Annotated in this window: 10 protein-coding genes; 1 reads left to right on the top strand and 9 read right to left on the bottom strand. The window is 71.9% G+C overall.

The genetic code is table 11. The annotated features are described in order from the left end of the window. Window positions 1-98: 98 nt before the first annotated feature. A complete protein-coding gene (locus ACF1B9_RS10845) occupies window positions 99-1,574 on the bottom strand; it encodes an MFS transporter (RefSeq protein ID WP_376270163.1) in 1,476 nt (491 codons plus the stop codon). A 187-nt stretch (window positions 1,575-1,761) separates the two neighbouring features. On the opposite strand from ACF1B9_RS10845, the gene ACF1B9_RS10840 reads away from it, so the two are divergent. Beyond that, a complete protein-coding gene (locus ACF1B9_RS10840; RefSeq protein ID WP_365689626.1) occupies window positions 1,762-2,544 on the top strand; it encodes an alpha/beta fold hydrolase in 783 nt (260 codons plus the stop codon). Window positions 2,545-2,762: 218 nt separating this feature from the next. Here ACF1B9_RS10840 and ACF1B9_RS10835 read toward each other — a convergent pair whose 3' ends face one another. The 8 genes from ACF1B9_RS10835 to iolC all read right to left on the bottom strand — a co-directional run bounded on the left by ACF1B9_RS10835 (window position 2,763) and on the right by iolC (window position 14,533). After that, complete coding sequence (locus tag ACF1B9_RS10835) at window positions 2,763-4,331, bottom strand: long-chain-fatty-acid--CoA ligase (RefSeq protein WP_391740943.1); 1,569 nt, start codon at window positions 4,329-4,331, stop codon at window positions 2,763-2,765. Window positions 4,332-4,395: 64 nt separating this feature from the next. After that, window positions 4,396-7,584, bottom strand: coding sequence for a type I polyketide synthase (locus tag ACF1B9_RS10830; RefSeq protein WP_391740944.1), 3,189 nt, complete (start codon window positions 7,582-7,584; stop codon window positions 4,396-4,398). 5 nt (window positions 7,585-7,589) lie between these two features. Beyond that, complete coding sequence (locus tag ACF1B9_RS10825) at window positions 7,590-8,075, bottom strand: acyl carrier protein (RefSeq protein WP_391740945.1); 486 nt, start codon at window positions 8,073-8,075, stop codon at window positions 7,590-7,592. Between the two features lie 221 nt (window positions 8,076-8,296). Then, window positions 8,297-9,796, bottom strand: coding sequence for a CoA-acylating methylmalonate-semialdehyde dehydrogenase (locus ACF1B9_RS10820; RefSeq protein WP_391740946.1), 1,500 nt, complete (start codon window positions 9,794-9,796; stop codon window positions 8,297-8,299). Between the two features lie 24 nt (window positions 9,797-9,820). Next, window positions 9,821-11,710 carry a 3D-(3,5/4)-trihydroxycyclohexane-1,2-dione acylhydrolase (decyclizing) gene (iolD, locus tag ACF1B9_RS10815; protein ID WP_391740947.1) on the bottom strand — a complete coding sequence of 630 codons (1,890 nt, stop codon included), beginning with the start codon at window positions 11,708-11,710 and terminating at the stop codon, window positions 9,821-9,823. Beyond that, a complete protein-coding gene (iolB, locus tag ACF1B9_RS10810) occupies window positions 11,707-12,606 on the bottom strand; it encodes a 5-deoxy-glucuronate isomerase (protein WP_391740948.1) in 900 nt (299 codons plus the stop codon). Before iolB ends, iolD begins: the two co-directional genes overlap by 4 nt. Further along, complete coding sequence (locus ACF1B9_RS10805; protein WP_391740949.1) at window positions 12,603-13,538, bottom strand: deoxyribose-phosphate aldolase; 936 nt, start codon at window positions 13,536-13,538, stop codon at window positions 12,603-12,605. The genes iolB and ACF1B9_RS10805 overlap by 4 nt, the downstream gene beginning before the upstream one ends. Continuing rightward, on the bottom strand, window positions 13,535-14,533 hold the full coding sequence (gene iolC / locus ACF1B9_RS10800; RefSeq protein ID WP_391740950.1) for a 5-dehydro-2-deoxygluconokinase: 999 nt from the start codon (window positions 14,531-14,533) through the stop codon (window positions 13,535-13,537). Before iolC ends, ACF1B9_RS10805 begins: the two co-directional genes overlap by 4 nt. Window positions 14,534-14,647: the final 114 nt, after the last annotated feature.

Here is a 14,647-nt window from a genome sequence, read left to right as displayed (position 1 = left end):
CCCGGGTTCGGGTCCGGGTTCGGGTTCGGGTCCGGGTTCGGGTTCGGGTTCGGGTTCGGATGGTGTGGGCTCGGAAGGCCTTCTCGACCGCCGTGCGCTCAGACGGTCTCCTCGACCCCCGTGCGCTCTGCAGGCTTCGCCGGCGCGGGCTTTCCCGGCAGCAACTGGATGGCGACGACCAGGACGAGCGCGAGGGCGGCCAGGTACACCAGCCCGGCGTCCAGCCCGTCCGCTGCGCTCGCCGGCGCGGCGTCGACGCTGCCGTAGTAGATGATGCCGATCAGCGCGACGCCCAGCGCGTTGCCCACCTGCATCATCGTGGTCAGAACCCCGGAGGCCGCACCGGCCAGGCGGGGCGGAATACCGGCCAGGACCGTCGAGTTGAGCGGCGCCATCACCATTCCCATCCCCGCTCCGTCGAGCAGCAGGGCCGGGGCGAGCAGCCAGATGTTCCCCTCGACGCCGATGCGGGACACCGTGAGGAAGAGCAGCAGCTGGCCGACCGCGATGAGCACGCCCCCGAGGGCCAGGGCCTGTCGCCCCAGCCAAGCGCCGAGCCGCCGCCCGGAGACGGACGTGACGAAGAACCCGACGCCCATGACCGTGAAGGTGAGACCGGAGTCCAGTGCGCTCAGGCCGCGGCCCTGCTGCAGATACAGCGCGAGGACGAGGAAGAACGAGGCCATCCCCGAATAGAAGACGATCACCGCGAGCAGTCCGACGGTGAACGCACGCTGACGGAAGAGCCCCGGATCCAGCAGGGGCGAGCCGCCGCTCGCCGACAGCCGCCGCTGATGCAGCAGAAAGGCTCCGAGGAACGGCACGGCGAGGATCAGGCACACCCAGGTCCAGGCCGGCCAGCCCGCCTCCCGGCCTTCGACCAGCGGCAGCACCACGGCCACCAGCCCCAGGGTGACCAGCACCATCCCGGGGATGTCGAGCCGGCTGGCCCCCTCCGCGCGTGACTCCGAGATCAGCTTCGGGGTCAGCAGCAGAGCGGCGGCCCCGATCGGCACATTGATCAGGAAGCAGCTGCGCCAGCCCAGCCCGGCGACATCGGCCTGGATCAGCGCCCCGCCTATCAGCTGGCCGCCGACCGAGGCCGAGGCCAGGACCAGGCCGTACGCCGTGAACGCCCGAGCGCGGGAAGCGCCGGTGTACGTGACCCCGAGAATGGTCAGCACCTGCGGCGAGAGCACCGCGGCCCCGATGCCCTGGGCAACCCTGGCGAGCACCAGCACCGGGGCGTCGGGCGCGATCCCGCACACCAGCGAGGCCGCCGTGAACAGCAGCAGCCCGATGACGTACAGACGGCGTCGGCCGAAGATGTCACCCAGCCGTCCCGCCGTGATCAGGCCACAGGCGTACGCCAGCCCGTATCCGGCCACGATCAGCTGGACCTGGGCCGTACTCGCGCCGAGCTCGCTCTGCACCGCGGGGATCGCGACGTTCACGATGAAGAAGTCGAGTACGACCATGAAGGTGCCGGCCAGGATCACCGGCAGCGCCAGGGAGCCGGTTCCCTCGGCGGTGGCGCGGCCCGCTTTCGGTGGTGCGGTGTTGGCGTCGTTCACAGCGCTCTTCCCCACGCTCGAACCAGTACAAGTCCCCCCACCCTGCGCGCGCGGTGGAGAGGGTGTCGATTACCTGCCAGGTAATTGTTCCGGCCACTGCCCGCTGCCTAGCGTCGAGTGGTACGGACGCGAGGCGGCGGTGGCGGCAAGGTCCCCGCCCGTCGCGGCACAAGCGCGGGAGGGGCAGATGGTCCAGGAGAACGCGGGGCTCGGCGCCGCTTGGTTCCACACCGGCCGGGCACGGCCCGACGCGGCGTGCCGGCTGTACGTGTTCCACCACGCGGGCGGGTCGGCCGCGACGTACGCCCGCTGGGCGCAGATGCTGCCCGACGACGTGGAGGTCGCGGCGGTCCAGCTGCCCGGCCGGCAGAACCGTCGCGCCACCCCCGCGTTCACCGATCTGGACGACCTCGTCGAGGCCGTCTACGAGGCCCTGGAGGACGACCTCGACGGACGTCGCTTCGCGTTCTTCGGGCACAGCATGGGCGCGCTGATCGCCTACCGGTTGACCCTCGCCCTGCAGAAGGACGGTGCACCCGCCCCCGCGCTGCTCGCGGTCTCCGGATGGGAGGGGAGCGCCCACCGGCCGAGCCCGGTGCCCGTCGCCCAGCTCTCCGACGAGGAATTCCTGGCCCGTGTCGAGGAGTTCGGGGGCCTGCCGCCGGAGGTCACCGGGAACCGCGAGCTGCTCGACCTCGTACTCCCCACGCTGCGCGCGGACTTCACCGTGGTCAACGGATACACGGACGACCGTGCGCGGGTCGACTGCCCGGTGGTGGCCTACGGCGGGGCCTCGGACCCGCTCCTGGGCGGGGGCGCCATGGGCGCCTGGGCGGACCGGGCGGACGCGTTCCAGGGGCTCAACGAGCTGCCGGGCGGTCACTTCTACATCTACGAGCAGGCCATGGCGGTGGCCGCGGATCTGGCGCGCCGGCTGCGGCGCGGCGCGGCGGGCCCGCGCCGCGGCTGACACCGGCCCCGGGGGGGGGGGGGGGGGGGGGGGGGCGGCGGGGGGGGGGGGGGGGGGGGCGCGGCGGGGGGGGGGGGGGGGGTGCGGGGTCGGGCCCCGCGGGGCCGGCGGGGGGGGGGGGGGCCGCGCGGGGGGGGCGCCCCCCGCCCCCCCCCCCCCCCCCCCCCCCCCGGGGCCGAAGCTGGTTTCGGTTTCGGCACCGGTACCACCGTCAGCCGTCAGTGGATCCTGCTGGCCCGCCCTGCCCAGAACCGGTCCCGCAGTTCGCGGCGGAGCACCTTGCCGGTCGAGTTGCGGGGCAGGCCGTCCAGGAAGTCGTACCGGACGGGGATCTTGAAGTCGGCGATCCGCCCCTTCAGGGACAGCATCAGTTCCCTCGGGGTCGCCCGCATGCCCTCGTTCAGCACCACGCAGGCATGCACCGCCTCGCCCCAACGAGGGTGCGGAGCACCGATGACCGCCACCTCGGCCACCGCGGGGTGCTTGCCGAGTGCCTCCTCCACCTCGCCGGGGTAGACGTTCTCCCCGGCGACGATGATCGTGTCCTTGATCCGGTCGCAGAGATAGAGGTAGCCGTCCTCGTCGAGGTAGCCGGCGTCGCCCATCCGCAGCCATCCGTCCGTCAGGGTCCGCGCGGTGGCCTCCGGCAGGTTCCAGTAGCCCAGCATGACCGCGGCCGACCGCACCCACACCTCGCCGGTCTCCCCCGCCGCACAGGTCCTGCCGTCGGCGACGATCCGTATCTCCACCCCCGGGCACGCACGCCCGGCGGCACGCAGCCGGGGGCTTCCCGGTATGTGGTCGGGCATCGGCAGCAGGGCCACCGCGTTGCCCGTCTCGGTGGCGGCGTAGGCCTGCACCAGATCGGCCTCCAGCACGTCGAGGGAGCGGACCAGCAACTCCTCCGCGATCGGCGATCCGCCGTAGACCGCCTTGCGCAGTGTCGCGAAGGTCTCCTTGGACGCGGCGGGCTCGGCCAGCATCATCTGGAGCATGGCCGGGGCGACGAACGTGGTGGTGACGCCCACGTCCCTGATCAGCGCGACCGCTTCCTGCGCGACGAACATCCGCATGATCACGTTCGTCACGCCGGCGGTGAACCCCTGCATGGACCAGGAGAGCCCGGCGATGTGCAGTCCCGGCAGCCCGATCAGGCTCTTGTCGCCGGGTTTCCAGTCCACCCAGTCCAGGCCGTTGTCGTCCATGGCCCGGCCCAGCGCGAAGAAGCTCCGGTGGGGCAGTACCACGCCCTTCGGCAGTCCGGTGGTGCCGCTCGTGTACATCTGGGCGACGGGCTGGGCGGGATCGGGGCGATAGCCGGTGCCGAAGTCCGGGAAGGCGGACTTCCAGTCCGCGTAACCCGCGCCGCGCCGTCCCCGGACATCCATGCCGACGATCGTCTTCAGCTCCGGCAGGTCGGCCTCGACCTGCTCGGCGGTGGCGCGGTACTCCTCCTCCACGAAGAGCAGCCGGGCGCAGGAGTCGCGCAACTGGTGCTCGACCTCGCTCTCGGTGAGCCGCCAGTTGACCGGTACCAGGACGGTGCCGCTCTTGGCGCAGGCGAAGGCGATCTCGTAGTAGTACTGCGACTCCATGCCGAGGAACGCGACCCGGTCGCCGGGAGCGAGCCCCGCGGCGAGCAGGGCGTGCGCGGCGCGGTTGCTCTCACGGTCGAGTTCGGCGTACGTCACCTCGGTGCCGAGGTGGATCATGGCGACATGATCGGGCCGGACGGCGGCGTGGTGTCCGGGGATGGCGGCGAGTGTCTCTGGCGTGGCCTCGTCCATGGTCTCTCCCTCAACAGGTCCGGCTGATCGGAAGGTTGCTGCCCGTCCGGGTGCGGCGCGGGGTTCAGTCCGAGGTCAGCCGTTGCTCGGCGAACTCGGCCAGGGAGCGTGCGCTGGGGTGGTCCAGCACCTCGGACACCGTGGTCCTGCGGCCCAGGGCCGTGCCCAGCTGCCCGCTGAGCCGGGCGGCGGCCAGCGAGTCCAGACCCAGGTCGAGGAAGTGCGCGCCGGGCTCGATCTCCGCGGGGTCGTCGAACTGGAGCTCGGCGGCCATCAGCGCACGGATGTGTCCGGTGAGGGCGGCCAGCCGTTCGTCCTGGCCCATGGAGAGCAGCCGTCCGGTGTCCAGCTCCGCCGGGGCGGTGGCGACGGGCACGGTCGCCGGGGCGTCCGGTGCGGTGCTCGGCCGGTCTCCCGCTCCGGCCCCGGGCGAGAAGCGGCGCGGGTTCGCCGACCGGAGCCAGTACTCCTGGCGGTCGAAGGCATAGCCCGGCAGCACCACCCGCCGCATCCGCCGCTCCGAGTGGAAGCCGGTCCAGGACACCGGGTAGCCGGCGGCGTACAGCTTGGCGACCGACGACAGCAGCGCCAGGTCGTCCTGCTGGGCCGGGCGCAGGCTGGGCAGCCAGGTGTCGCCCGGGGCGTCGAGGTTCTCCCGGGCCAGCGAGGACAGCGTGGCGGACGGCCCGATCTCGATGTACGCGTGCCTGCCGCGCCGGGCCACGGTGCGCATCCCGGCCGCGAAGTCCACCGGTTCGGCGATGTGCCGGACCCAGTAGTCGGGCTTGGAGATGTCCCGCCACCGGGCCACCTGGCCCGTGAGGTTGGAGATCAGGGTGAACTCGGGCTCGTGGAAGACGATGTCGTCGAAGGCCGCCCGGAACTCCTCGGTGACCGCGCCCATCAGCGGCGAGTGGAAGGCGTGCGAGACGGGCAGCCGCTTGACCCGCACGCCCTTGGCGGTCAGCGCGGTGGTCGCCGCGTCGAGCGAGGCGGCGCCTCCCGAGATGACGCACTGCGTGGGTGCGTTGTACGCGGCGACGGCGAGGTCCTCGTACGGCTCCACCAAGGCGTTCACCGTCTCGGCGGGAGCCCCGACGGCCACCATGCCGCCGGGAGCGGTGACCGAGTCCATCAGCCGGGCCCGCACCGCCACCAGCCGCACCGCGTCGGCCACGGTGAAGAGTCCGGCGACGGTCGCGGCGACCACCTCGCCGATGCTGTGTCCGATGACGGCGGAGGGCCGCACGCCCCAGGAGAGCCACAGCCGCGCCAGCGCGTACTCCAGGACGAACAGGGCGGGCTGGGTGTACCGGGTGCGATGCAGTTCCTCGGCGTCCTCGGTACGGCCGAACATCAACTCCCTGATGGAGCGGCCCAGATGCGGGGCGAACAGCTCGTCCAGCTCGTCGACGGTCCGGCGGAACAGCGGGTGGCGGCCGTACAGGGCGAGACCCATGCCCGGGTGCTGCGCGCCCTGTCCGGTGAACAGGAAGACCGCTTTGCGTACGGCCTCCGGCCTGTCGGCCGTGGGCCTGGCGGCCCGGTCGGCGAGCAGTGCGCAGAGACCGGCGTGATCGCGGACGACTCCGGCGATCCGGTGGTCGAAGTGGGCGCGACCGGTGTTGCCGGTGTGGCAGATGGCGTCGACGGGCAGGTCGGGCCGGTCGGCCAGCAGCCGCTGGTAGCGCTCGATCTGCAGGGCGAGGGAGCGGGCCGACTTCGCGGACAGTGTGAAGACATGACCGCTCTCCCGGCCGGCGCCGACGGGCCGCCCGTCCGCCTCACGGTCCGCGTCCCCGGACCGGGCGTCCGTCTCACGGTTCGCGGCCCCGGTCGGGTCCGCCTGCTCGCGGGCGGGGGCGTCCGCGTCGGCGGGCGCCTCTTCGAGGACTGCGGACGCCAGAGTTCCGGCGAAGCCGAAGGAGTTGACCATCGCGCGCCGGGTGCCGGACGTCCAGGGGCGGGTCCGCGTGGGGATCTCGACCGGGGAGACCTCCCAGGGAATGCGTGACGACGGCTTCTCGAAGTTGAGGTGCGGGAAGATCTCGCCGCTGCGGAGCTGGGCGACGGCCTTGATGACTCCGCCGATCCCCGCGGCCGGCTCCATGTGTCCGAGGTTGGTCTTGGACGAGCCGACGATCACCGGATCGTTCCTGCTGTGCGAGTCCGCGAAGACCTCGCTGATCGCACCGATCTCGATCGGGTCCCCGAGAGGGGTTCCGGTGCCGTGCGCCTCCACGTACTGGATGTCGCCGGGCTCCAGCCGGGCGCTGCTGAGCGCCCGCCGCAACAGGGTTTCCTGCGCAGCGCCGTTGGGCACGGTGAGCCCGGCGCTCTCCCCGTCCTGCCCGACGGCGCTGCCACGGACGAGCGCCAGGACGGTGTCGCCGTCGCGCCTGGCGTCCGAGAGCCGCTTCAGCACGATCATGCCGCAGCCCTCGGCCCGGCCGTAGCCGTCGGCCGCGTCGTCGAAGGTCTTGCAGAGGCCGTCGGGCGAGAGCGCGGTCAGATCGGAGAAGAGCGCGGTGCTCCGGGGGTGGTGGATGGCGTTGACCCCGCCGGCCAGGGCGATGTCGCACTCGCGGCGGCGCAGCCCCTGGACGGCGAGGTGGAGTGCCACGAGGGAGGCCGAGCAGGCGGTGTCCACGGTGATGGAGGGCCCGCGCCAGCCGAGGAAGTACGAGAGTCTGCCGCAGATGCCCGAGTGCGAGACCCCGGCCGCGATCCGCCCGTCCAGTTCGTCGTCGGGAAGCTCGTCCATCTCCATCACGTAGTCGAGGGAGCTGGCGCCCACGTAGATGCCGCCGTTGCCGTGCCGCAGTGCGGTCGGATCGATCCCCGCGTGTTCGAGGGACTCCCACGCCGTCTCCAGCACCAGCCGCTGTTGCGGGTCCAGACAGTGCGCCTCGGCCGGGGCCGTCCTGAAGAACTTGGGGTCGAACCGTTCGAGGCCGTCGAGGAAGCCGCCGCCCGTGGTCCGGATGACGCCGCGGCCCTCACCGGACGCGTATGCCTCGACGTCCCAGCGGTCCTTCGGGAGCGGGCCGATGGCGCTGCGTCCCTCGCGCAGGAACTCGGTGAATTCCTCCAGGGAGTTGTTCCCGCCGGGAAAGCGCAGGCCGACGCCCACGATCGCGATCGGTTCGTACTTCTCCCGCAGCAGCTCCTTCAGGAGCTCACGCTGCCTGCGCAGATCCTCCCTGGCCTGCTCCAGGGCATCGGCGGTGGTCGCGTCGTCCAGGTCTGCCATGTCTGCTACCCCTGTCCCTGGTAGAGGTTCTTGAGGGCTTCGTCGACCAGATCGTCCGCCGAGGGGTCGGCGGGGGCGGCGGCGCGGCGGCCGGGGGCGGCGCCGGACGCGGTTCCGGCGCCGGGCGCGGACGCGCGCGCGGGGCGGAACAGGCCGGGGAGCAGCTCGTCGCAGATGTGGTCCATCAGCTGGCCCACGGTGGGGCTGTTGAACAGCAGGTTCGCGCTGAGTTCGTGCCCGATCATCGACTCCAGGCTCTGCTTCAGATCGGTGATCGTCAGCGAGGTGAGCCCCAGGTCGAAGTAGCTCTCGTCCATGGGGAGTTCGTCATCGTCCTCCATGAGGAGCGCGATCTTGAACTCGGCGACGACGAGGTCCTCCAAGGCCTGCCGCCGCTCGGACCGGGCGAGATCGAGCAGGTCCTCCACGACCGTGGTGGCGCCCACCGTCTCGGGCCCCGAAGGGCGTTCGTCCACCGCACTCACTGCCATCGCCTCCACCACGTCGAGCCTCCGCAAGAGCCCCCGGTACCGCGCTTCGTGGGTGCCGGATCCATTCCAGTCGACGAGCACGAGGGCAGTCCAGCGCCGTCGGACCGGCGGTACGGCCATGTGCCCGCGCCGTCAGCGACACGTCAGCGCGGGGGTGCGGCGGACATGCGACGGCCCGTACGGACACAGCGTCCGTACGGGCCGTCGGGTGGGGCTGCGGGTCAGTGGTTACGGGGGAAGCCCAGGTCCACGCCCGCCGGGGCGTCGGCCGGGTCCGGCCAGCGGGTGGTGACGACCTTGCCGCGGGTGTAGAAGTGCACGCCGTCGTTGCCGTAGATGTGGTGGTCGCCGAAGAGGGAGTCCTTCCAGCCACCGAAGGAGTGGTAGCCGACCGGCACCGGGATCGGCACGTTGACGCCGACCATGCCGGCCTCGATCTCCAGCTGGAAGCGGCGGGCGGCGCCGCCGTCGCGGGTGAAGATCGCGGTGCCGTTGCCGAACGGCGAGGCGTTCATGAGGGCGACGCCCTCCTCGTACGTCTCGGTGCGCAGGACGCACAGGACCGGGCCGAAGATCTCGTCCTTGTACGCGTCCGAGTCGGTGGAGACGTTGTCGAGGAGGGAGAGGCCGATCCAGTGGCCGTCCTCGAAGCCGTCGACCGTGAAGCCCGTGCCGTCGAGGACGACATCGGCGCCCTGGGCGGCCGCGCCCGTGACGTAGGAGGCGACCTTGTCGCGGTGGGCGGCGGTGATCAGCGGGCCCATCTCGGACGTCGGGTCGTTGCCGGGACCGATCTTGATCTTCTCGGCGCGCTCCTTGATCTTGGCGACGAGCTCGTCGGCGATGGAGCCGACCGCGACGACGGCGGAGATCGCCATGCAGCGCTCACCGGCGGAGCCGTACGCGGCGGAGACGGCGGCGTCGGCCGCTGCGTCGAGGTCCGCGTCCGGCAGCACCAGCATGTGGTTCTTCGCGCCGCCGAGCGCCTGGACGCGCTTGCCGTTGGCGGTCGCGGTCGTGTGGATGTAGCGGGCGATCGGGGTGGAGCCCACGAAGGAGACCGCGGCCACGTCGGGGTGGGCGAGGAGCCCGTCGACGGCGACCTTGTCACCGTGCAGGACGTTCAGCACACCGTCCGGCAGACCGGCCTCGGAGGCCAGCTCGGCCAGCAGGTTGGCGGCCGAGGGGTCCTTCTCGCTGGGCTTGAGCACAAAGGTGTTTCCGCAGGCGACGGCGAGCGGGAACATCCACATCGGCACCATGGCCGGGAAGTTGAACGGGGTGATGCCGGCGACGACACCGAGCGACTGGCGGATCGCGGAGACGTCGACCCGGCTGGAGACCTGCGTGGACAGCTCGCCCTTGAGCTGGGTGGTGATGCCGCAGGCCAGCTCGACGATCTCCAGACCGCGGGCGACCTCGCCCAGCGCGTCCGAGTGCACCTTGCCGTGCTCGGCGGTGATCAGCGCGGCGATCTCGTCGCGGTGGGCGTCCAGCAGCGCGCGGTAGCGGAAGAGGATCGCGGTGCGGGTGGCCAGCGAGGACGTGCCCCAGGTGGCGTAGGCGTCCTTGGCGGCGGCGACCGCCGCGTCGACCTCTTCGAGGGAGGCGAGCGCGACCTGCGTGGTGACGGAGCCGGTGGCCGGGTCGGTGACCGGGCCGTAGTTGCCGGACGCGCCCTCGACGGTCTTGCCACCGATCCAGTGGTTGACGGTCTTCATGACAGAACTCCTTCAGTGGCGTCTTCAGAGGTGGCGGCGTCGGTCGGCGACGTGTCGGTCGTACTCTTCGCGGGCTTTCACGGCCGACGGCCGGGTGGCCGTTTCGGCTACGGGAACATCCCACCACGCCTGCGCCGGAGGGGGGCCCGACACTGTGTCTGGCGTTTCGGTCTCGACGTAGACACAAGTGGGACAGTCCGCCGCGCGCGCCTCGACCAGGGCTTCGCGCAGGTCACGCACGGTCTTGGCACGGAGCACCCGCATCCCCAGCGAGCCTGCGTTGGCCGCGAGGTCGACGGGGAGCGGGGGGCCGGTGAAGGTGCCGTCCGCGGCCCGGTGGCGGTAGGCCGTGCCGAAGCGCTCGCCGCCGACCGCCTCGGAGAGGGAGCCGATGGACGCGTAGCCGTGGTTCTGGAGGACGACCAGCTTCACCGGGAGCTCCTGCTGCACCGCGGTGACGATCTCGGTGGGATTCATCAGGTACGTGCCGTCGCCGACCAGCGCCCAGACGGGGCGGCCGGGGGCGGCCAGCTGGACCCCGATCGCGGCCGGGATCTCGTAGCCCATGCAGGAGTAGCCGTACTCGACGTGGTACTGGTGCGGGGAGCGGGCCCGCCAGAGCTTGTGCAGGTCGCCGGGGAGCGAACCGGCCGCGTTGATCAGGATGTCGTCCTCGGTGACCAGGGTGTCGAGGAGGCCCAGGACCTGGGCCTGGGTGGGGCGGGCGTCCGGGTCGTCGGCGGTGAACGCGGCGGTGACGCGCCGCTCCCATTCCTCCTTGGCCTCGGTGTACTCGGTCTCGTAGGACGGGTCGACGCGGTGGTTGCGTGCGGCGAGCGCGGCGGTGAGGGCTTCGAGGGCGGTGCGGGCGTCGGCGACGAGCGGCAGCGCGCCGAGTTTGTGGGCGTCGAAGCCGGTGATGTTGAGGTTGACGAAGCGGACCGCCGGGTTCGAGAAGAGCGTGGCGGAGGCCGTGGTGAAGTCGGAGTAGCGGGTGCCGATACCGATGACCAGGTCGGCGGTGCGGGCCAGCTCGTCGGCGGTCGCGGTGCCGGTGTGGCCGATGCCTCCGACGTCCGCGGGATGGTCGTGGCGCAGGGAACCCTTGCCGGCCTGGGTCGAGGCGACGGGGATACGGGTGGCGGCGGCGAACGCGGCCAAGGTCTCCTCCGCCGCGCTGTGATGGATGCCGCCGCCCGCCACGATCAGTGGCCGACGGGCGCCGCGCACGGCTCGTACGGCCCGGTCGAGCTCGTACGGATCGGGAGCGGGGCGGCGTACGTACCAGACGCGCTCGGCGAAGAACTCCTCCGGCCAGTCGTACGCCTCGGCCTGCACGTCCTGCGGCAGCGCGAGGGTGACCGCGCCGGTCTCCGCCGGGTCGCTCAGGGTTCGCATGGCCTGGAGGGCCGCCGGGATCAGGGCCTCGGGGCGGGTGATCCGGTCGAAGCAGCGGGAGACGGGGCGCAGGCAGTCGTTGACCGAGAGGTCGCCGGCGGACGGGACTTCGAGCTGCTGGAGCACGGGGTCGGCGGGCCGGGTCGCGAAGGTGTCCCCGGGCAGGAGGAGGACGGGGAGGTGGTTGATGGTGGCGAGGGCGGCGCCGGTGACGAGGTTGGTGGCGCCGGGGCCGATGGAGGTGGTGACGGCGTGCGCGGAGAGCCTGCCGGACTGCCGGGCGTAGCCGACGGCGGCGTGCACCATGGCCTGCTCGTTGCGGCCCTGGAGATAGGGCATCGCGCGGCCCGACTCGATGAGGGCCTGACCGATCCCGGCGACGTTGCCATGGCCGAAGATGCCCCAGGTGGCGCCGATCAGGCGCTGTCGTCGGCCGTCGCGCTCGGTGTACTGGCGGGAGAGGAAGGACACCAGGGCCTGGGCGGTGGTCAGCCTGCGGGTGCGTGGTGCGCTCATGAGCTCGCCTCCGAACCGTGCGGCGGGACCGTCCCGTACAGCGGCAGTCTGGGGTCCACCGGCTGCGCGGGCCAGGTGTCACGGATCCAGCGGTGGTCGGGGTGGTCGCTGATCAGCCACTCCCGCTGCTCGCCCGGGCCCGCCATCACATTGAGGTAGTACAGCGTGCGGCCGGGGGCCGCGATGGACGGGCCGTGCCAGCCGTCGGGGATGAGCACCGTGTCACCGCTGCGGACCTCGGCGAGGACGTCCGTACCGCCGTCCCTCGACGGCGACACCCGGTGGTAGCCGAGCCCGTCGTCCGCCACCTCGAAGTAGTAGATCTCCTCCAGCACGGACTCGATTCCGGGGCGGTCCTCGTCGTGCTTGTGCGGTGGGTAGGACGACCAGTTGCCACCCGGGGTGAGGACCTCGACGGCGATCAGCCGGTCGCACTCGAAGGTGTCGGCCGCGGCGAAGTTGTTGACCTGACGGGAGCAGTTCCCGGTGCCGCGCAGCTCCACGGGTACCTCCGGCGCGGGGCCGTAGCGAGCGGGGAGTCGTCGCTCGCACTTCGCTCCTGCCAGGGCGAAGCGGCCTCCTGCGCCGGAGGCGATCTGTGCATGGGCGTCACGCGGGACGTACGCGAAGTCGGACACCCCGCTGAACACGCTTTCCCGGCCCAGCAGTTCAAAGATCTCACCTGAGGTGTGCACCGTACAGCCACCGGTCAACGGCAGAACGATCCACTCGCTCTCCCCGGTGACGAGCGTGTGAATTCCGCCCGGTCCCAGCTCCAGCACACGCAGGCTCGACCGGTCCCAGCCGGCCCGCTCCGGATCGATGTCGAGGGCATAGGGCCCGCTCGCCGTGCTTCCGGCGCGGAGGTGGTACCGCGGTTCTTCGTCCGTCGTCATACCCACTCCCTACCCCGTGCCGGGCTCTCGCTCGTTTCTCTCGGCTCCAGCAGCGACACGGCCGTGTCGACGGCTTCCGCCACCTTTCCGTCGGCCGGGTAGAGCAGCGAACGCCCCACCACCAGGCCCTGGACGGTGGGCAGTCGCAGCGCCGTGCGCCACTTCTCGAACGCGCCGTCCAGGTCGTCGCGCACCTCGCCGCCCAGCAGCACGGCGGGCAGCGTGGAGGCCTCCATCACCCGGGCCATGTCGTCGGGGTTCTCCGTGACGGGAACCTTGAGCCAGGTGTACGCGGACGTCCCGGCGAGCCCCGAGGCGATGGCGATCGAGGTGGTGACCGCCTCAGCACCGAGGTCGTTGCGGACATGGCCGTCCGCGCGGCGGCAGAGGAACGGCTCGACGAAGACCGGCAGCCGGTGCGCGGCCATGGCGTCGATGGCACGCGCGGTGGCGTGCATGGTGTCGAGCGAGCCGGGGTCGTCGTAGTCGATACGGAGCAGCAGTTTGCCCGCGTCGAAGCGCAGACGGGCGAGGTCCTCGGGGCGGTGGCCGGTGAAACGGTCGTCGAGCTCGAAGGCCGCGCCCGCGAGCCCGCCGCGGTTCATCGAGCCTATGACGACCTTGTTCTCCAGCGCGCCGAGGAGCAGCAGGTCGTCGAGGATGTCGGCGGTGGCCAGGACTCCGTCCACGCCGGGACGGGAGAGGGCGAGGCGGAGCCGTTCCAGGAGTTCGAAGCGGTTGGCCATGGCCAGTTCGCGGTCGCCGACGGCCAGGGAGCCACGGGCCGGATGGTCCGCCGCGATGATCATCAGGCGTCCGCCGCTGCCGACGAGGGGGCGGCGGCGGCGCCGCGCCGCGGCCTCCGCGACGGCCTCGGGGTGGCGCACGCGCAGGTGGACGAGTTCGGAGACCGAGGAGGCCGCGGGCGTCATGGAGTGGCTCCGGTGGGACGGGAGGCGACGGCGCCTTCGGCCAGGGCCGTTTCGACTTCGTGCGGGAACGGCATCGCGGAGGAGCAGGCGAGCCGGGAGGCGACGATCGCGCCGGCCGCGTTGGCGTACCGCATGACGCGCTCCGTCTCCCAGCCGGCGAGCAGTCCGTGGCAGAGCGCCCCGCCGAAGGCGTCACCGGCGCCCAGGCCGTTGACGACCTCGACGGGCAGCGGCGGCACATCGGCCACCGTGCCGTCGCGATGGACGGCCAGGACGCCCTTGGGGCCCCGCTTGACGACGGCCAGTTCGATGCCCGCGGCGATCAGGGCGCGGGCGGCCGCGTAGGGTTCGCGCTCGCCCGTCGCGATCTCGCACTCGTCGAGGTTGCCGACGGCGACGGTGGCATGGGCGAGGGCCTCCCGGTAGCGGACGGCCGGGGCGGGGCGGGACGCGGGATCCTTCGTGGTGTCCCAGAACATCGGGCGCCAGTCGAGGTCGAAGACGGTGATGCCGGACCGGTCCCGGGCGCGGAGTGCGGCGAGGGTCGCGGTACGGCTCGGCTCGGCGCACAGACCGGTGCCCGTCATCCAGAAGACCCGGGCGGACCGCACCGCGTCGAGGTCCAGTTCGGACGCATGGATCTCCAGATCGGGGGCCTTGGGCTGCCGGTAGAAGTAGAGCGGGAAGTCGTCGGGCGGGAAGAGCTCGCAGAAGGTGAGGGGTGTCGGCCAGGCGTCGACGGGCGTCACCCACCGGTCATCGACCCCGAACTCCCGCAACTGGTGGTGCAGATACTCCCCGAAGGGGTCCCGGCCGGTGCGCGTCACCACCGCCGTCCGTCGCCCGAGCCGGGCCGCCGCGACGGCGACATTGGTGGGTGAACCACCGAGGAACTTCCCGAAGGTGTCGACCCCGGCCAGCGGCAGACCGGTCTGCAGGGGGTAGAGGTCCACGCCGATCCGGCCCATGGTGATCACGTCGTACTGCTCAGGCATACGCATCCCTTCGACCGGCGACCGGGGCGGCTGTTCCCAGGTCTAGCCCTCGCCCGGAACCCTGTCAATGCTTTGTCCGGACATAAGGACGAATGATTGACACTCACCCCCGGG

Origin of the sequence: Streptomyces sp. NPDC014727, from assembly GCF_043083485.1 — a bacterium.
Lineage (GTDB): Bacteria > Actinomycetota > Actinomycetes > Streptomycetales > Streptomycetaceae > Streptomyces.
Note: the sequence above shows the minus strand (reverse complement) of the source record. Positions and strands in the feature narration are given on the sequence as shown.

Bases quoted from the DNA above. Each gene is read 5' to 3' on its own strand.
- ACF1B9_RS10840 (WP_365689626.1), top strand. From the start codon at position 1,762: ATGGTCCAGGAGAACGCGGGGCTCGGCGCCGCTTGGTTCCACACCGGC.
- ACF1B9_RS10835 (WP_391740943.1), bottom strand. From the start codon at position 4,331: ATGGACGAGGCCACGCCAGAGACACTCGCCGCCATCCCCGGACACCAC.
- ACF1B9_RS10830 (WP_391740944.1), bottom strand. From the start codon at position 7,584: ATGGCAGACCTGGACGACGCGACCACCGCCGATGCCCTGGAGCAGGCC.
- ACF1B9_RS10825 (WP_391740945.1), bottom strand. From the start codon at position 8,075: ATGGCAGTGAGTGCGGTGGACGAACGCCCTTCGGGGCCCGAGACGGTG.
- ACF1B9_RS10820 (WP_391740946.1), bottom strand. From the start codon at position 9,796: ATGAAGACCGTCAACCACTGGATCGGTGGCAAGACCGTCGAGGGCGCG.
- iolD (WP_391740947.1), bottom strand. From the start codon at position 11,710: ATGAGCGCACCACGCACCCGCAGGCTGACCACCGCCCAGGCCCTGGTG.
- iolB (WP_391740948.1), bottom strand. From the start codon at position 12,606: ATGACGACGGACGAAGAACCGCGGTACCACCTCCGCGCCGGAAGCACG.
- ACF1B9_RS10805 (WP_391740949.1), bottom strand. From the start codon at position 13,538: ATGACGCCCGCGGCCTCCTCGGTCTCCGAACTCGTCCACCTGCGCGTG.
- iolC (WP_391740950.1), bottom strand. From the start codon at position 14,533: ATGCCTGAGCAGTACGACGTGATCACCATGGGCCGGATCGGCGTGGAC.